This window comes from Bradyrhizobium cosmicum (genome assembly GCF_007290395.2).
Classification (GTDB): Bacteria; Pseudomonadota; Alphaproteobacteria; order Rhizobiales; family Xanthobacteraceae; genus Bradyrhizobium; species Bradyrhizobium cosmicum.
Genome location: NZ_CP041656.2, coordinates 6708792 through 6726359 on the forward strand (window position 1 = coordinate 6708792; position 17568 = coordinate 6726359).

At 64.7% G+C, this 17568-nt stretch carries 13 protein-coding genes; 6 read left to right on the forward strand and 7 right to left on the reverse strand.

What is annotated here, in order from left to right:
* Positions 1–135 precede the first annotated feature (135 nt).
* The 3 genes from FNV92_RS31960 to FNV92_RS31970 all read left to right on the forward strand — a co-directional run bounded on the left by FNV92_RS31960 (position 136) and on the right by FNV92_RS31970 (position 3748).
* Positions 136–1896, forward strand: a complete 1761-nt coding sequence (locus FNV92_RS31960) for a flavin-containing monooxygenase (RefSeq protein WP_143843108.1) — start codon at positions 136–138, stop codon at positions 1894–1896.
* A 143-nt stretch (positions 1897–2039) separates the two neighbouring features.
* Positions 2040–3017, forward strand: a complete 978-nt coding sequence (locus tag FNV92_RS31965; RefSeq protein ID WP_143843107.1) for a peptidyl-alpha-hydroxyglycine alpha-amidating lyase family protein — start codon at positions 2040–2042, stop codon at positions 3015–3017.
* Between the two features lie 173 nt (positions 3018–3190).
* The gene (locus FNV92_RS31970) at positions 3191–3748 is read left to right on the forward strand and encodes an HNH endonuclease (RefSeq protein WP_008142962.1); all 558 of its coding nucleotides are present in this window, start codon (positions 3191–3193) and stop codon (positions 3746–3748) included.
* A gap of 66 nt (positions 3749–3814) precedes the next feature.
* Here FNV92_RS31970 and FNV92_RS31975 read toward each other — a convergent pair whose 3' ends face one another.
* Complete coding sequence (locus tag FNV92_RS31975; RefSeq protein WP_143843106.1) at positions 3815–4816, reverse strand: glycoside hydrolase family 16 protein; 1002 nt, start codon at positions 4814–4816, stop codon at positions 3815–3817.
* Positions 4817–5117: 301 nt separating this feature from the next.
* On the opposite strand from FNV92_RS31975, the gene FNV92_RS31980 reads away from it, so the two are divergent.
* Together FNV92_RS31980 and FNV92_RS31985 are read left to right on the forward strand one after the other, a co-directional pair.
* Positions 5118–6377, forward strand: a complete 1260-nt coding sequence (locus FNV92_RS31980; RefSeq protein WP_143843105.1) for a glycosyltransferase family 87 protein — start codon at positions 5118–5120, stop codon at positions 6375–6377.
* 190 nt (positions 6378–6567) lie between these two features.
* The gene (locus FNV92_RS31985) at positions 6568–6789 is read left to right on the forward strand and encodes a dodecin (protein ID WP_015688867.1); all 222 of its coding nucleotides are present in this window, start codon (positions 6568–6570) and stop codon (positions 6787–6789) included.
* A gap of 6 nt (positions 6790–6795) precedes the next feature.
* Here the strand turns inward: FNV92_RS31985 and FNV92_RS31990 are convergent, their stop codons facing one another.
* On the reverse strand, positions 6796–10230 hold the full coding sequence (locus FNV92_RS31990) for an autotransporter domain-containing protein (RefSeq protein WP_143846156.1): 3435 nt from the start codon (positions 10228–10230) through the stop codon (positions 6796–6798).
* Between the two features lie 424 nt (positions 10231–10654).
* Here FNV92_RS31990 and FNV92_RS31995 point away from each other — a divergent pair, with 424 nt between their 5' ends.
* The gene (locus FNV92_RS31995; protein WP_143843104.1) at positions 10655–11677 is read left to right on the forward strand and encodes a helix-turn-helix domain-containing protein; all 1023 of its coding nucleotides are present in this window, start codon (positions 10655–10657) and stop codon (positions 11675–11677) included.
* A 6-nt stretch (positions 11678–11683) separates the two neighbouring features.
* Here the strand turns inward: FNV92_RS31995 and FNV92_RS32000 are convergent, their stop codons facing one another.
* From FNV92_RS32000 to FNV92_RS32020, 5 genes are read right to left on the reverse strand one after another with little or no spacing between them, the layout of a single operon-like run.
* Positions 11684–12652, reverse strand: coding sequence for an ABC transporter ATP-binding protein (locus FNV92_RS32000; protein WP_143843103.1), 969 nt, complete (start codon positions 12650–12652; stop codon positions 11684–11686).
* Positions 12649–13644, reverse strand: coding sequence for an ABC transporter ATP-binding protein (locus FNV92_RS32005; RefSeq protein ID WP_015688871.1), 996 nt, complete (start codon positions 13642–13644; stop codon positions 12649–12651). Before FNV92_RS32005 ends, FNV92_RS32000 begins: the two co-directional genes overlap by 4 nt.
* On the reverse strand, positions 13644–14561 hold the full coding sequence (locus FNV92_RS32010) for an ABC transporter permease (protein WP_015688872.1): 918 nt from the start codon (positions 14559–14561) through the stop codon (positions 13644–13646). The genes FNV92_RS32005 and FNV92_RS32010 overlap by 1 nt, the downstream gene beginning before the upstream one ends.
* Positions 14527–15486 (reverse strand): ABC transporter permease, encoded by a 960-nt coding sequence (locus tag FNV92_RS32015; protein WP_143843102.1) that lies wholly within the window; start codon positions 15484–15486, stop codon positions 14527–14529. Before FNV92_RS32015 ends, FNV92_RS32010 begins: the two co-directional genes overlap by 35 nt.
* A gap of 29 nt (positions 15487–15515) precedes the next feature.
* A complete protein-coding gene (locus FNV92_RS32020; RefSeq protein ID WP_041748586.1) occupies positions 15516–17309 on the reverse strand; it encodes a peptide ABC transporter substrate-binding protein in 1794 nt (597 codons plus the stop codon).
* Positions 17310–17568 lie beyond the last annotated feature (259 nt).

The following is a 17568-nucleotide window of genomic DNA, read 5'->3' on the forward strand; positions in this document are numbered from 1 at the left end:
CGCTTTTGGCGACCGGAGAACCGGTATAGCGTTCGATTCCATACAATATGAGCCATGATCTCTTCGGAAAATCGAAGCCCACTTTTCCGGATCATGCTCGAGAGGAAACGCCGCGAAGACGGCACGAGGTCGCGCATGCTGGACAAGACCAAGGATATTGCCATTTCCGCGCAAGCCTGGCTCGACGAGTTCGAGCGCACGCTTGGCAGGCCCGATCGTGCCGCGCTCGACCGCCTGTTCGTGGCCGAGTGCTTCTGGCGCGACGTGCTGGCGCTCAGCTGGAACCTGCAGACGCTTGCCGGCCGCCAGGAGGTCGCACAAGCGCTGACCCTATTCGCACCAAAGGCAGCGCCGACCAACTTCGAGATCGCCCCCAACCGCGCACCACCACGCTGGGTGACGCGCGCCGGCACCAACACGATCGAGGCCATCTTCGATTTCGAAACCGCGACGGGGCGCGGCAGCGGCATCGTGCGGCTCGTGCCCGAGACCGCCGACGGCGATCGGCTAAAGGCGTGGACGCTCCTCACCGCGCTCGACGAGCTCAAGGGATTCGAGGAACAGCTCGGCACATCGCGGCCGCGCGGTCAGGCCTATTCGCGCGACTTCCGCGGTCCGAACTGGCTCGATCTGCGCAACGCCTCACGCGACTATGCCGACCACGATCCCACCGTGCTCGTGGTTGGCGGCGGTCAGGCCGGGCTTGCCATCGCGGCACGGCTGAAGCAGTTGAAGATCGACACGCTGATCGTCGATCGCGAGGCGCGGATCGGCGACAACTGGCGCAAGCGCTACCACGCGCTCACCCTGCACAACCAGGTGCAGGTCAATCACATGCCCTACATGCCGTTCCCGCCGAACTGGCCGACCTATATCCCCAAGGACAAGCTCGCCAACTGGTTCGAATCCTATGTCGACGCCATGGAGCTGAACTTCTGGACCGGCACCGAGTTCGAGGGCGGTGCCTATGACGAGGCCAGGGGCCACTGGACGGTCACGCTGCGGCGCGCCGACGGCAGCAAGCGCACCATGCATCCGCGCCATGTGGTGATGGGGACCGGCGTCAGCGGCATCGCGAACGTGCCTGACATTCCGACCCTCGACAATTTCAAGGGCACGCTGCTGCATTCGAGCCGCTATGAGGACGGCGAGAACTGGCAGGGCAAGCGCGCCATCGTCATCGGCACCGGCAACAGCGGCCACGACATCGCGCAGGATCTTTGCTCCAGCGGGGCCGAGGTGACGCTGGTGCAGCGCTCGCCGACGCTGGTCACCAATATCGAGCCGTCGGCGCAACTCGCCTATGCGACCTACAACGAGGGCACGCTCGAGGACAATGATCTGATTGCGACCTCGATGCCGACGCCGCTGGCGAAGAAAACGCATGTGATGCTGACGGAGCAGTCGAAGGAGCTCGACAAGGAGCTGCTCGACGGCCTCGCCCGCGTCGGCTTCAAGCTCGATTTCGGCGAGGCCGGCACGGGCTGGCAGTTCAAATACCTTACCCGCGGCGGCGGCTATTATTTCAACGTCGGCTGCTCCAACCTGATCGTCGAAGGCAAGATCAGGCTGAAACAGTTTTCCGACATTGAGGGGTTCACGGCCGACGGTGCGCAGATGAAGGACGGCACCACCGTTGCAGCCGATCTCATCGTGCTCTCAACCGGCTACAAGCCGCAGGAATATCTGGTGCGAAAGCTGTTCGGCGACGGCATCGCCGACCGCATCGGTCCGGTCTGGGGCTTCGGCGACGGTCTCGAGCTGCGCAACATGTATACGCGCACCGCACAGCCCGGCCTGTGGTTCATCGCGGGCAGCCTCGCACAGTGCCGGATCAACTCGAAATATCTCGCGCTCCAGATCAAGGCGATCGAGGAAGGGATTTTGGAGGCGTGAGGTGAGCACGGCTTGAGCCCCTCGTCATCGCGAGCGCAGCGAAGCAATCCAGAGTCTGTCCGGGGAGACAGACTGGATTGCTTCGCTGCGCTCGCAATGACAGTGTGGAGACGGTCGCGTCACTAATTCAAAGGGAAATATCCATGCCAGCCATTCTCGGCACCGGCGAGCACCGCTACCGCGTCGTCGACAACTTCGCGAAGCTGCCGGACGGCTGGCAACTGACCGACGTCGCCTCGGTCGCGGTCGACAGCAAAGATCGCGTCTACGTCTTCAACCGCGGCGCCCATCCGATGGTGGTGCTCGACCGCGATGGCAACTTTCTGCGCAGCTTTGGCGAAGGCCTGTTCTCGCGCGCGCATGGACTGCACATCGACGCCGACGACAATCTCTATTGCACCGATGACGGCGACCACACCGTGCGCAAATGCACCACCGACGGCAAGGTGCTGTTGACGATCGGCATCCCCAAGAAGCCGGCGCCTTTCATGAGCGGCGAGCCGTTCCACCGCTGCACCCACACCGCGCTGTCGCCGAAAGGCGAGATCTACGTCTCCGACGGTTACGGCAATGCGCGAGTGCATAAATTCACGCCGGACGGCAAGCTGATCAAGAGCTGGGGCGAGCCCGGCACCGATCCCGGCCAGTTCAACATCGTGCACAATATCGTCACCGATGCCGACGGCTGGGTCTATGTCGCCGACCGCGAAAACCATCGCGTGCAGGTTTTCGACGGCGAGGGCAAATACGAGACGCAGTGGAACAATCTGCACCGGCCCTGTGCACTGTGCTGCTGCGGCGGGGCCGGGAGCCCGACCTTCGTGATCGGGGAGCTCGGCCCCGGCCTCGACATCAACCGCAATGTGCCCAATCTCGGCCCGCGGCTGTCGATCGTCGATGCGCAAGGCAAACGCATCGCACGGCTCGGGGGCGAGGACGGCCCGGGTGTTGCGAGCGGCAAATTCCTGGCGCCGCACGGCCTCGCCCTGGATTCGAGGGGCGACATCTATGTCGGCGAAGTCGGCGTCACCAATTGGAAAGCGAGCTTTCCGGACCAGGAGATGCCGGCCGCGGTCCGCGCGACGCGGTGCTTGCAGAAGCTGGAGCGGGTGCGGGAGTAGTGCCTCGACAAGCGGGCGCCCAAATCGCGGCATTTTTGAGCGTTTCGCCACCCCGCCGCCGCATTGCATGCGCCTGAATAAGTCGCTCAACGGGCTTCACAATCCCGTCACGCTGCATGTAGTATGTCAGCACATGCTGCTTCGCAGCGTATGTTGGAGGCCGGGAGCGTTACTTGAACGCACATGTCTCGCAAGGCAGTTGGCCGGTGCTGGTCCTGAACGCGGACTTCCGGCCGCTGAGTTACTACCCACTGTCTCTTTGGTCGTGGCAGGACGCGATCAAGGCGGTGTTCCTCGACCGCGTCAACATCGTCGCGCACTACGATCAGGCGGTTCACAGTCCCACGCTGCAAATGCAGCTGCCGAGCGTGGTCTCGCTCAAATCCTTCGTCAAGCCGACCACCCATCCTGCCTTCACCCGGTTCAACGTCTTCCTGCGCGATCGTTTCGCCTGCCAATATTGCGGCTCGCCCGAAGACCTCACCTTCGATCACATTATTCCGCGCAGCAAAGGCGGCCAGACCACCTGGGAGAACGTGGTCGCAGCGTGCTCGCCGTGCAATCTGCGCAAGGGAAATCTGACGCCCGCGCAAGCCAAGATGTTTCCACGCCAGAGCGCGTTCGCGCCGACGGTGCACCAGCTCCACCGCAACGGCCGCCTGTTCCCGCCGAACTATTTGCACGACAGCTGGCTGGACTATCTCTACTGGGATACCGAGCTGGATCCGTAGGCGATGGCGTCAGGCCTTACGCCTTGATCGCTTTGCGCCGCCGCCGAGAGAGTTCGTCAGCCATCCCTATCTCTGCGCCTGCTCCCTATCGATCTGATAGGCGGAAATCCGGTCGATCTCGAATGCGACCGTCGGCGGCGATTGCGCATCGACGGTACCGACGCCGGGAAAGAACTTTGAGCCGATCGCGAGATTGACGATCATGTACATGGGATCATCGAAGCCGATCGGCACCTTGATGTCGGAGACCGGCCTGCGGTCGATGAAATAGACCAGACGATCCTCCTCCCACAGCACACCGTAATTGTGGAATGCGTGCGAGGCGTCGCCGACCGCGAAGTCGAAGCCGCAGGACTGGATCTTTTGGGTCGACGGAATCCGCCAATGCGTCGTCATCACGAGATCGCCCGGCCGCTCGCCGCGGCCTTCCAGCACGTCGACCTCCGGAGGCCAGCCGCCATCGTCCGCCAGCATCCAGAAGGCCGGCCATACCGCGTGGCCGACCGGCACCTTGGCACGGATTTCGAAATAGCCGTGCTTCTGCGCGAAAGTACCGTGGGTCGTGAGGATCCCCGAGACGTACTCGTTGTTGAACAGCACCGGCTTCAATTCCGGCGGCGTGCGGCTGGCGACGATCGAGAGCACGCCGTCCCTCACCCTGAATGGATCGAGCCCCAGTGGCGTCGCCGCGCGGCCGGCATAGCGCGGATCGACATAGATCTGCTGCTCGCCATTGGCGCTGGTCTTGCGCTTGAAGTCGGAGCCGTCTCCGCCCCAGTAGCGCGCTTCCGGCCAGACTGCGCCGCCGGCGTAGTGCGGCACCCAGCGTCCGTTCGCGAGCGGATGATCGTCGAAATCGTCGTTGAACGTCCGGCGCAGCGGCAGGAACGTGAGCGCGTCGGGATTGACCGTCTCCAGCTTGCGACATTCGATCATGGAGGGATCGGTCGTCACTTGCAGCGACATCATGCCGGGCGCCGCATGAAGATCGTTCTGCGCGACAGCGGGTGCCGGCACGGCCAACAGGCCGATCGTGATCAAAATACCTTTCGTCAAACGATCGTTCATCACCGCACTTCGAAGCTGCAGGAAGGATATTCAAGCTAGCTCCTCCGCGTTTCCGCGGACAAGCGGGCTGCGTGACACCATCCGGCGAATTCGAAGGGATCATTTCGATATCGCACGCAAATCTGCCGGGGTCGGGTCTTTCCGTCACGGCCGTGCGGCCTACCCGTTTCCAACTCGCGCCGGCGCATGTCGGGTAGCCGCCGAAATCCTTTCCAGTTCGTTACCGTCCCTTAAGACTAAGGCGGCAATCTCGCGCGCGGATCGGCGGCGATGCCGCCCTGTCGCCAGAGGGGATGAACGCGTGCTCGCGAAGACGTTCGAGCAAATTCAGTCCTCGCCAGGAAGGCGGGCGACATATGAGCGCTGCCTTCTGGCGACGCTTGCGGCCATCGTGGGTCTCAAGGCCTATTGGTTCTTCCACTGGGGCTTCTGGCACGACCACGAGGTGCCCGATTTCGCTGCCTTTCATATCGTCGCGCAACGGGTCTGGCTCGGGGATGTCGACCTGACCTATCGATTCGCGGCGTTCATGAAGATGCAGACGGCAATGTCAGGCGACGCGACCGGTTCTATGCCGTGGACCTACCCGCCACAGTTCGACCTTTTGCTGGCCCCCTTCGCATTCCTGGCCACCTGGGCGGCCTATTTCGTGTTCACCGCCGCGACGCTCACCGCCTATCTGATGACCCTGCGCGCGATTGCGCGAGAGCATTTCGCACAGACCCTCGTCGTGCTGTTTCCAGCCATGGCGACCACGATCAGCTGCGGACAGAACGGCTTTCTCACGGGTGCGCTGATCGGGCTCGTCTGCATCAACCTGCAGAAGCGCAAGGTTATCGCAGGCCTCGCGCTCGGCGCCATGGTCGTCAAGCCGCACCTCGCCATTGCGGTCGGTGTGTATCTGCTGGCGACCCGCCGCTGGGCAACGATCGTCACGGCCGCCATTGTCGTGCTCGTGAGCTCCCTGCTCTGCACCGTGGCTTTCGGGCCGCATATCTGGATCGCGTGGCAGGGCGCGATCAGGGAGTCGGCGGGCTTTCTGGAACAGGGCTTGTATCCCCTGTTTCGAATGATCTCGGCCTACGCGGCGCTATTCAATGCCGGCGTCCCCGCCAGCGCCGCGTTCTGGGGGCAGGTCACCGTCGCCGGACTGGCACTCATTGCGGTCGTGACTTGCATCGCCCGTGGGATGCCTTCGTCCTTCACGCTCGGCGTCGCTGCGACCGTCTCGGTGATGATCAGCCCCTATGCTTATGACTACGATCTGCCCATTATGGGAATCGGCTTGGCGCTGCTCCTTCCCGATCTGCCCAAAGTGACCAGCCCTGGCGAACGCAGCATCATGTACGGGCTTGTAATGCTGGCCGGCTCTTACGGCCTGCTGCAATCGATCGGCATTGCGGCCGGTCTCGATGAACGCTTCAAGCCCGCCATCGCCGGCATCGCCCTCATCGCACTGCTTGCGATGCTGCTGCGCATACTTTGGCGCACCGCGCAGCCGGTTACCGCGACACGCCTGGCCGCCGTCGAGTTCGGCGCTCCGGCGCGCCTGCCGGAATAGCCCGTCGGGTCCTCCGCAACATTCGGTCACGCCGCCGGGCGTGAGCGCCCATCGCGGCCGGCGCCTGCGGATCAGCCGCATCACGGAACCCAAACCGCCGGCGCTCGTTCAGATTGATCCCGCTGCGGCGGCGTTTCACGGCAGGCGCGATGTCCTGCCGGTCGCAGCGGGAGCCAAGGGAGGACTGAACATGGCCGCAGCCGAGAAAGACCACGTCTACAAGATCCTGGAACTCGTTGGATCGTCCGACACATCGATCGAGGATGCGATCAAGAACGCGATCAGCCGCGCCGCCAAGACCATTCGCGAAATGAAATGGTTCGAGGTGACGCAGACGCGTGGCCACATCGAGAACGGCACGGTCCGTCACTACCAGGTGACGCTACGCGTCGGCTTCACACTGGATGCGTGAGGCGGCTTACCAGGCGTAGCGAACGCTGCCCTTGCCTGCGTAGCTGCGGGTGACGTCCGAGAATTCCCCCTCAAACGTCGCCGCCGCGGACCATCCATTCAGCCAGCTCATGTCCACGGAAGCCGTGGTGAGCCCGGAATCGCGGGCCTGCGCGGCGCCGTTGACGACGAAGCTTGCGCCAGGCAACGCCTGGAAGGTCGCTGCAATCGAACGGTCCGGATTGAAATCGTGCGCCCACGCAAGGCGGCCGCGCAGTGTCAGCACGCCAGCCTGCATGGCGAAGGATTTATCGGTACGCAAGCCAAGCTCGCCGCGGGTGTCCGTGACGTTCCTCGCGGCATAGCTCAAGGCGAAGGCGGCGGATCCGGCAACGGCCTGCTCGGCATAGGCGGGCAGATCCAGCTTCGTGAACTGCAACGCGCCGTAGGGCGTGACGCCGATCCCGCCGATCCATGGCCCGACATGCCGATAGCCGCCCTCGATACGGCCGGAATACGCATTGGCGTCGAACTCGGCGCGCAGTCGATCGGCGCCTGCAATCGTCACAGTGCGATCGGTCGTGATGTCCTGCCAGCCATAGGCCAGCGCCGCCGACAGATAAGCCGGCCCGCTCGTGTGTCGCAGATAGGCGGCGGCCTGGAACAGGTCGGAGCGGCCTGACCCGAGGCCGTTCACGCCGAAGCCGGTGCCGCCACCGGCAAGCGCGAAGCCGAGCAACGTGTGCGGTGAGAACAGATAGTCGGCTCCGATCACGGTGCCGGCGATGCGGCTGGTCGCTCCATTCGAGCCGACTACCGCGTTGCCGTCGGTCGACTGCGACCCGCCGAAGCCCGCGGCCCACACGCTCCAGCGTTGCGCAAAGGTCTGCGGCCGGGCTTTTGTCATCATCGCGAATGCGTCGGCGCGTTTGCGTGGGGCGTAGGCGCTGGCCTGATCCTCCTCGACGAATCCGGCAGCGCCACCGGCCGAACCCGGCCCGCCGTCACGCTGCGCGGCGGGATCGGTGAGCAGTCCCATGAACTGGCTCATCGCTTTGAACGTCGTCTGCTGCGAGCCTGTTGCGGACTCGCCGGAGGCCTGCGTCAGCCCGCCCGCCGTCAGCGTGGCGTAGACCGCGGCGATGCCGCCATTGGCGTTGAAGACATTGGTCAGCGCGTCGCCGACGCGCTGCTGGTTGCCGTTGAGACCGGACGGAATCCCGAAATTCAAGGCCAGGTCGAGATAGACGTCATTGGTGTCGTAGCTCAGGCTGCTGTGGAAATTGGACGGCAGGCTGGTGTTGACGATGGTCGTATTGAAGGTGCCGCTGACGCCGCCGCTCGCGGTCAGAATCATGTACCGCTTCGCAACGTAACTACCGGCGGCGAAATTCGCCGTCACCGTCGCGCCGCCGAGCTGCGCTGCGCCAGTGACACTCGCATAGGACGCCGCAGACGGATCGAGCTGGACGAGATAGATCGCGCCCGACTGAAAGGCGAGGCTGCCGTTCACCGCCATCGCGCTGCCGGGTGTGCCGTTGCCCGGTGCAAACGTGCCGCCGGCATGGACGGTTATTGCGCCGAGCGAGCCATCGCCCGTCAACACGCCGCCGTTGACCGTCGTACCGCCGCTATAGGTGTTGCTCCCCATCACGACCGTGGTCCCGCCCGTCGTCGTCAGGCTCGCGGTGCCGCCAATGCCGTTGACGACACCTCCGCTCGACGTGATCGGCGCGTCGAGGCCACCGTTCCGGAGCGCGCCGCCGGCGAGGTTGACCGTTGCCTGGATCTGCGTCGTGCCGCCGAGATCGAGCGTGCCACCGGACACCGTGGTCGTGCCGGTCGCGGCGCCGAGCGTCCCCGCGCCGGAGAGAAACAAGGCTCCGCCGGAAACGATGGTGCCGCCGCTATAGGTGTTGGCGCCGGAGAGGACGAGCGTGCCGGCATAGCCGCTCTGGCCATTGACGACGACGTCGCCCGTACCGGACAACACGCCCGTCAGATTGACCGTATCGCCCGTCTGGACATTGTAGGTCGGATCACCGGTCGCAACGATGTCGTTGCCGACGCTGAAGCTGCCGTTGAAGGTCACGGTGACGCCCGTGGTGCCGCCGTTGAGCATCAAGGCGCCGCTGCCGAGCGCGCCGCCATTGCCGACGACCAGCGTCGCGCCCTCGTTGATGGTGGTGCCGCCGCTATAGGTGTTGGCACCCGAGAGCGTCAGCGTGCCGCCAGTGCTCTTGGTGATCGCGACGCTGCCGCCCTGGTCGGCGGCATTGCTGCCGCCGCCGGGATTGCTGCCGCCGGAGCCAATATAGTCGGCGATGGTGTCGGCGATCGTCTGGTTGCCGGCGCCGAAGCCGAGCGCGGTCGTGGTGCCGCTGGTGCCCTGAAAGAAGATGCCGGATCCGAAGGCCGAGCCGTTGGTCCCGCCGTTGTAGCCGGTGCCGCCCGAGACGCTGCCCGCGGTCTGCGAGAGATCGCCCTGAACGGTCACGGTACCGCCGCTCTGCACGAAGATGGCGCCGCCGGCACCCAGGCCCCCGCCTCCCGAATTGTATCCAGTCCCACCGCTACCGCCATTGCCGGCGCCGAAACCACCTGTTCCAGCCGACGTCAGCCCGCCGCCACCACCGCCCCCGAAACCACCGTCGCCACCGGATGAAGTGCCGCCGGCGCTATTCGCCGAACCGCCACCACCGCCAAAGCCTCCTTGGCCTCCCGTCGACGATCCGCCGGCATTGGCGCCACCACCGCCGCCGCCAAACCCACCCGCGCCGCCAGCCACGGGACCTCCGTTGGACGAACCACCGCCACCACCGCTGGCGAAACCGCCGGCGCCGCCGGTCTGAGGACCATTGCCGCCGTTATGCACTCCGCCGCTCGGACCGCCGCCAGTGCCCGAACCGTTGTCATCAGAGCCGACGAACAAGCCACCCCCGCCCGCCGGAGTCGTAGGGAACGACTTGCCACCCATGCCGCCGCCGCCGCTGATGTTTCCAACATTGGACACGACGCTTCCGCCCTTGGCCTGCGTGTTAGAGACGGCAACGTTCGACAGGGTCAGCGCGCCGTTGCTGGAAACGAAGACTGCGCCTCCGAGGCCAGCGCCGGCGCCTGAGCCCAGCCCCCTTCCACCCTGCGCCACCGCGTCGGCGATGGTCAGGTTCTTCAGCGCGACCGAATAGGTCGAGCCGCTGGTGCCGGCATCGCCGATGAAGAACGGCCGGTAGGTATTGGCGCCACTGATGGTCGGGTTGTTGCCGTTGCCGTCGATGGTGATGTTCTTGGTGATGACCGGCAGCTCACTCAGGAGCGTGATGGTACCGCTGACCTGAAACAGGATGGTGTCGCCGCTCGTGGCGCTGGTGATGGCCGTCCGCAGGCTGCCGGCGCCGCTGTCGGCCGTGGAGGTCACCACCAGCGTTGCAGCGCGTGCCGCGCCGGGCAGGCCGAGCGTCATTGCCGTGACGGCGATGCCGGCGAGGACCTCCCGCCGCCGGACGGCAAGCCGGGACTTCGTCGGTCCAATTAAAAGGACGAGCGGTGGTCGCAATCTGATTGTCATGACGTGCCTCGGACGCGAACCTTGCCGCAAGCATTCGCGCGCTAGGTCGGGATTTCGAGATGCTCGTTAGCAGACCGGCCAGCTGCGCGATGTGCCCGCTGTCTCAGCCCTTTGATTTCGACGAACACTGATGCGCGCACGGCACATCGGCGCTGCGTTCGCGCGAAGTCCGCTGCATCCCGTGAACTCGCTTGCGCACCGATTTCCAAACGATTACATCCCGGGAAGATGCTGGTGCACCGCCGGTTCTGAAACGTCGGGTTGAAGCGGTGCGGGCGCATCGTGGGGTGATGTGAACGGGACGGCGTTGAGCGAAAGCATGGTGGCGGACGATCCCGAACGCGGGGCGCGTGCGCTTGCCCAGTTACAAGTCATGACGGCCGACATCTGCGATGTCATCCCTCACACCGCAGCAGGCGATTTCCACACCACCACGACCACGATGATGGCCGGCAACGCTTTACTGGTCGAGACCGCCGTCACCGACCTGGAATACGACCGAACCCCCGCTCACATCGCCCGCGGCGGCCTCGATCACTATCACATCACGCTCTGCGTCGCCGGCGAGATGCGGTTCAGCTCCGGTCGTCGCGACGTGACGGCGCGGCCCGGCGACATCTGCCTGCTCGACATGGCCCAACCGAACCGGACGGTGCTGCGCGCCGCCGGCGGCCGCACTCGCCTGATAGCGATCATCTTGCAACGCGCCATGCTGGCGCCGCGGCTCGCGCATCCAGACTCGGCCACGGCAACCCTGCTGCCGTCGGACCACCCGCATGCCCGTCTGATCGCTAGCCATTTTGCTGCGCTTGGCCTGCCACCGGGTCCCGAGGATGGCAACGTCGAGGCGACGGTCGAGGCGATCGCCGATCTCGTGGCCGCAGCCGCCGGCGGGACGGCGGACATCCTGGCGGGCGTCGAGCGAGCTGAGCGGCATCTTTATCTTGCGATGATCAAGCGCCGCATCGCGGACAACCTTCAGACCGACGCGCTCACTGCGGACGAGCTGTGCCGTCACTTCCGGATCTCGCGCGCGACCCTCTACCGGCTGTTCGAGGCCGATGGCGGGCTTGCGCATTACGTGCGCGAGCAGCGGCTCAATCTTGCCTTCCGCGAGCTGATTGCTCCATCAGCACACGACATGCGGCTGATCGACCTCGCTATCGGCATGCGCTTCAGCAGCGACTCGACCTTCATCCGCGCATTCCGCCGCAAGTTCGGGCTGACACCGGGCGAGCTCCGCGAGCTGGCCGACAATTGGCTCCGCGAAACCGGCGCGGTCCCCGCCGTCGACACCGTGCTGCATCAGCTGGCCCGCCGCAGCACGTCGCAACCGCGATAGCGGACGTCAGGCGAGATGACACGCCACGAAATGCCCGCCCGCGCCCTCTCTCAGCTCCGGCGCGCTCTCCGAGCAGCGCGGCTGGGCAATCGGGCAGCGGGTGTGGAAGTGGCAGCCTGACGGCGGCTTCATCGGGCTCGGCACGTCGCCCTTGAGACGGATGCGCTCGCGCTTGAGCTTGGGATCCGGCACCGGCACCGCCGACAACAGCGCCCTGGTGTAGGGATGCTGCGGATTGCGGTAGAGATCGCTCGCCTTCGCCAACTCGACGATGCGGCCGAGATACATCACCGCGACCCGGTCGGAGATGTGCTCGACCACCGAGAGGTCGTGCGCGACGAAGAGATAGGTGAGGTTCAGCTCGGCCTGCAGATCCTCCAAGAGGTTGATGACCTGCGCCTGGATCGACACGTCGAGCGCGGAGACCGGCTCGTCGCAGACGATCAGCTTCGGCTCGACCGCAAGCGCGCGCGCGATCACGATGCGCTGGCGTTGGCCGCCGGAGAATTCGTGCGGATAACGGCGCATGTGCTCCGCCTTGAGCCCGACCTTGACCAGCAGGCTCGCGACCCGCTCCTCGCGCTCCCTGGCGTTGGCGCCGAGATTGTGAATGATGAGCGCTTCGCCGAGGATCGCGCCGACCGTCATGCGCGGATTGAGCGAGGCGAACGGATCCTGGAACACCAGCTGCATGTTCCGCCGCATCGCGCGCAGATCGTTGCCGCTGAGCTGGCGCACGTCCTGACCGTCGAAGGTGACCTCGCCGTCGGTCGGCTCGATCAGACGCAGCACGCAACGTCCCGTCGTCGACTTGCCGCAGCCAGACTCGCCGACGAGACCGAGCGTCTCGCCGCGGTTGACCGAGAACGAGACTCCGTCGACCGCATAGACACTGCCGACCTGACGCGACAACAGGCCGCCAAGCACGGGGAAATATTTCTTCAGGCCGCTGACGCGGAGCAAGGGCTCGGTCATGCCGTGCCTCCCAACTGCGTATCGCCGAGGTGGCAGGCCATGCGGTGGCCGGGCGCGATCTCGCGCAACAACGGCTCCTTCTCGGTGCAGACGTTCATGGCAAACTTGCAGCGCGGGGCGAAGCGGCAGCCGACCGGCGGGTTGATCAGGATCGGCACCGAGCCGCCGATCGCCTCCAGGCGCGTCTTGTGCTCGCTGTCGAGATCGATGCGCGGGATCGAGCGGATCAGGCCCTGCGTATAGGGATGGCCGGGATGGCCGAAGAGGTCGTCGACATCCGCCTCCTCCACCACCTTGCCGGCATACATCACGACGACGCGCTGCGCGGTCTCGGCGACGACGCCCATGGCATGGGTGATCAGCATCACCGCCATGCCGAAGCGTTCCTTCATGTCCTGCAGGAGGTCGAGGATCTGCGCCTGGATGGTGACGTCGAGCGCCGTGGTGGGCTCGTCGGCGATGATCAGCTTCGGCTTGCAGGCGAGTGCCATCGCGATCATCACGCGCTGGCGCATGCCGCCGGAGAACTGGTGCGGATAGTTGTGAACCCGGCCTTCGGCGTTGGGGATCTGCACCAGCTTGAGCATCTCGATGGTACGCTCGAGCGCCTGCTTTCTGGTGACGTTCTCGTGGCGGCGCAGGCTCTCGGCGATCTGTTCGCCGACGGTGAGCACGGGATTGAGCGAGGTCATCGGTTCCTGGAAGATGAATCCGATCTCCTTGGCCCTGATCTCGTCGAGCTGGTTGCTCGTCAGCGGCACGAGATCGCGGCCCTCGAAGATGATCTGGCCGGCCGCGATGCGGCCCGGCGGCATCGCGATCAGCTTCAGGATCGACATCGCGGTGACGGTCTTGCCGCAACCGGACTCGCCGACGACGCAGAGCGTCTCGCCGCGGTTGATGGAGATGTCGACGCCGTCGACGGCCTGCAGGATGCCGTCGTCGGTCGAGAAGTGGGTTTTTAGCCCTTTGATTTCGAGCAGCGGCGCCATCAGATCACCCGTCGCGCATCGAGCGCGTCACGCAGGCCGTCGCCGATGAAGTTGATCGCGACCACCGCGATGAAGATCGCGCCGCCCGGAAACAGCGCCCAGTGCGGGCCGATGTCGAGAAAATCCTTGGCGTCGTACAGCAGCCGGCCCCAGGTCGGGGTATCCGGCGGAAAGCCGAGGCCGAGGAACGACAGCGTCGATTCCGCAATGATGGCCGCAGCGACGTCGATGGTCCCGGCGATGATCACCGGACCGAGCGCGTTGGGCAGGATGTGCTTCACCACTTGCCGCACGGGGCTGGCCCCGAGCGCACGCGCGGCCTCGACGAACTCCTTCTCGCGGATCGACAGGAACTGCGCACGCACGAGGCGGGCGACCGGCATCCAGCGCAAACCGCCGATGACGAGCACGATCAGGATGAAGATGCCGCCTTCAGGGCCAAACGCCTGCTTCAGCCCGTCGCGGAAGAGGTAGATCAGCAGCAGCAGCAACGGCAGTTGCGGCAGCGACAGGAAGAGGTCGGTGAGCCACATCAGGCCGTGGCCGAGCGCGCCGCGCGACATTCCGGCGAGCGAGCCGACCAGCGTGCCGATGATGACGGAGACCAGCATCGCGGCGAGCCCGACCGCGAGCGAGATCCGCCCGCCATAGATCATGCGTGCCAGAATGTCCTGGCCGAGATCGTCGGTGCCGAAAGGATGTGCGAGCGACGGACCCTGCATGCCCGCCACGATATCGATGTCGTCGATCTTGACGCGCCAGATGAAGGGCCCGACCACGACGGCCAAGATGAGGATGAGGAGCAGGAAAGCACTGACGACCGCGAGCTTGTGGCGGCTGTAACGCCGCCACGTCTCTCGCCAGGGCGAGTAGGTACGCCGCTCAGCGGAGGGAGATGCGAGGGTCAAGCCAGCCATACAGGACGTCCGCGATGAGATTGAAGAGGACCACCAGGCACGCGAAGACGAAAGTAACGGCCATCACCACCGGCGTGTCGTTGGACAGGATAGAGGAGATCAGCAGCGAGCCGATGCCGGGGATGCGGAAGATCTGCTCGGTGACGATGGCGCCGCCGAATACCGCAGGTATCTGCAGCGCAATCAGCGTCACCACCGGAATCATGGCGTTGCGCATGACATGCTTGACGATGACCTTGGCCTGGCCGAGTCCCTTGGCACGCGCCGTGGTGACATAGTCGAGCCGGATCACGTCGAGCATCGCCGAGCGCACGAAGCGCGTCATCGACGCGGCCTGGAACAGGCCCAGCACCGCCACCGGCATGATTGCCTGCCGGATCATCTCGAGCACCCAATGGATGCCGGTGCCCTTGATGTCGGTCGTGTAGACGAAGGGCAGCCAGTCGAGCGTGACCGAGAAGATCAGGATGAACAGGATGCCGGTGAAGAAGGTCGGCAGCGAGAAGCCGACGAAGGCGAGCGTGTTCGCAACCTGGTCAAACAGCGAATAGGGCTTCGTCGCCGCATAGACGCCGACTGGAATCGCGATCAGAAGCGCCAGAATCTGCGCCGAGCCGATCACGTAGAGGGTCGCCGGCAGGCGCTGGAGGATCAGCGTGTCGACGTCCATCCGGCTGACGAAGGAGAAACCCCAGTCGCCGTGCAGCATGGCGTTGAGCCAGTGCAGGTAACGGAGGTAGATCGGATCGTCGAGGCCGAACTTGGCCCGGAGCGCCGCCTGCACTTCGGGCGGCACGTTCGGATTGGTCGCCAATTCCCCAAAGGGATCGCCTGGCGCGAGCGCCAGGACGACGAACAGCACGACCGAGATTCCGAGCAAGCTCGGAATCGCGATCATCAGGCGACGCAGGACGTACTGACTCATGAGGGAGGATCCCGTCTAGAGCTGGGGGATCATTCCTCGCGGTACCAGTCGAACAGGTTGTCGGTTTCGTTGGCCCAGCCCGAGATCACCGGTCGCAACGTGTTCGCGGAGGCCTCTACCTTCAGACGATGCATCGCCGGGATGAAGACGGTGTCCTGCCACATCAGGTCGTTGCACTTGATGTAGAGCGCCGCGCGCTTGACCGGATCCATTTCGGCATCGGCGGCGTCGATCGCCGCGTCATAGTCCTTGTTGGTCCAGCGCGTGAAGTTCGTGCCCTGCCACTTGTTCTCCTTGCTGGCGATGTAGCGCGAATGATAGCGGCGCATGTGCTGCGACGGATCCGGCTGGCTCAGCGGAATCTGGAACATTTCGAGGTCGGCATAGAACTTCGGATAGGTGTCGGGGTTGGCGACGTCCGAGGAGAAGAACACGGAGGCGACGACCGATTTCAGCTCGACGTCGATGCCGGCCTTCTGACAGGCCTGCTTGACGATCGCCTGGGTCTTCTGACGCGGACCGTTGATCGAGGTCTGGTAGAGCAGCTTCAGCTTCTTGCCGTCCTTCTCGCGGATGCCGTCGGCGCCGGGCTTCCAGCCGGCGTCGTCGAGCAGCTTCGAGGCTTTCTCGATGTTGAACTCCCAGGTGGTGTTCTTGGAGACGAACTTCTCGGGACCGTTGAGGAAGTTGGCGGTGGTGCGGCCGGCGCGGCCGTAGATCGCCTTCTTGATGGAATCGCGGTCGACCAGCATCGACAATGCCTTGCGCACCGCCGGATCGGAGAACAGCGGATGCTTGGTCTTCATCGAGGAGCGTTCGCCATCAACCTCGGTGTTCGGGTCGGAGAAGTTCAGCGCGATGAACTCGGTGTCGCCGCCCACGGCGTAGATGGTCTTGCCCTTGCCGCCCTTCTCCAGCCGCAGCAGCACGTCGTCCTCGACCTGGATGTTCCATCCGAAATCATATTCGCCGGTCTGGATCACCGCGCGCGCCGCCGAGACCGCGTCGCCGCCGCCCTTCATCTCGATCGAATCGAAATAGGGACGGTTCGCCATGTGGTAGTCGGGATTGATCACGCCGCGGATGAGATCGCCGGGCTTGAACTCGACGAACTTGTAGGGACCGGTGCCCACCGGCGCGAGATTGGCCGGGGCATCGCGGGATTTCGAGCCGATATAGTCGGCGAATTGATGCTTCGGCAGGATCTGGCCGGCGCCGGCGCCGACGAACGCATCGGCCCAGAACGGAGTCGGCTTCGGGAATGTGATCTTGACGGTGAGGTCGTCGATCTTCTCGACCTTGAGGTCGCGATAGGTGCCGCTGGTGACGGTCGCGGTTGCCGGGTCCTTGGTATATTCCCAGGTGAAGACGACGTCGTCGGCCGAGAACGGCTTGCCGTCGTGCCATTTCACGCCGGGCTTCAGCTTCCATGTCACCGACGTACCGTCGGCGGCGAGCAGGCCGTTCTGGACCGAGGGGATTTCGGCCGCCAGCACCAGCTTCATGTTGCCGTCGGGATCCCAACAGGCGAGCGGCTCATAGAACAGGCGGGATCCGTCCTGGTCCTTGGTGCCGGTGGCGAAATGCGGATTGAGCAACGTAGGGCCCTGCCACCACAGCAGCTTCAACGCGCCGCCGCCGCCGCGCTTGGTCGGCTTGTAGGCAGACGGGCCCTCGGCCATCGCGACTCCGCCCAAGGCAAGCAGCTGGTAGGCCGCGGGCGCGGCGAGGCCGACGGCGGCCAGGCGCTGGATGAAGGCGCGGCGATTCATACGCCCGTCCTTCACGTCACCGATCATCGAACGCAGTTCTTTATCCAGCATGGTTGTCCCCCGTCTGGTTCCCGTTTTTGGATGCAGGCGGCCGCGGGGCGGCCGCCGGGTTTTGTCTGGCGGTAGATGGCACACCGAATAGGGTGCACGTCAACTGGGACCGTGTGTATGCAAACGGTCTTCTGGCTGTCCGTTGGGCAAAACCATGTTCCGCAGCCCAAGCGTTCGGCAATCCGGCGTCAAAACGCGCCGGAATCCGCGCTGCACTGCGGAAAATTTGTTCGTCGCATCAGACGAAGTATCGAGGCGA

Coding starts and splice junctions, on each gene's coding strand:
- FNV92_RS32020 (WP_041748586.1), bottom strand. CDS start 17,309: ATGCTGGATAAAGAACTGCGTTCGATGATCGGTGACGTGAAGGACGGG.
- FNV92_RS31985 (WP_015688867.1), top strand. CDS start 6,568: ATGGCCGCAGCCGAGAAAGACCACGTCTACAAGATCCTGGAACTCGTT.
- FNV92_RS31960 (WP_143843108.1), top strand. CDS start 136: ATGCTGGACAAGACCAAGGATATTGCCATTTCCGCGCAAGCCTGGCTC.
- FNV92_RS32015 (WP_143843102.1), bottom strand. CDS start 15,486: ATGAGTCAGTACGTCCTGCGTCGCCTGATGATCGCGATTCCGAGCTTG.
- FNV92_RS31965 (WP_143843107.1), top strand. CDS start 2,040: ATGCCAGCCATTCTCGGCACCGGCGAGCACCGCTACCGCGTCGTCGAC.
- FNV92_RS32005 (WP_015688871.1), bottom strand. CDS start 13,644: ATGGCGCCGCTGCTCGAAATCAAAGGGCTAAAAACCCACTTCTCGACC.
- FNV92_RS31990 (WP_143846156.1), bottom strand. CDS start 10,230: ATGACGCTCGGCCTGCCCGGCGCGGCACGCGCTGCAACGCTGGTGGTG.
- FNV92_RS32000 (WP_143843103.1), bottom strand. CDS start 12,652: ATGACCGAGCCCTTGCTCCGCGTCAGCGGCCTGAAGAAATATTTCCCC.
- FNV92_RS32010 (WP_015688872.1), bottom strand. CDS start 14,561: ATGGCTGGCTTGACCCTCGCATCTCCCTCCGCTGAGCGGCGTACCTAC.
- FNV92_RS31995 (WP_143843104.1), top strand. CDS start 10,655: ATGGTGGCGGACGATCCCGAACGCGGGGCGCGTGCGCTTGCCCAGTTA.
- FNV92_RS31975 (WP_143843106.1), bottom strand. CDS start 4,816: ATGAACGATCGTTTGACGAAAGGTATTTTGATCACGATCGGCCTGTTG.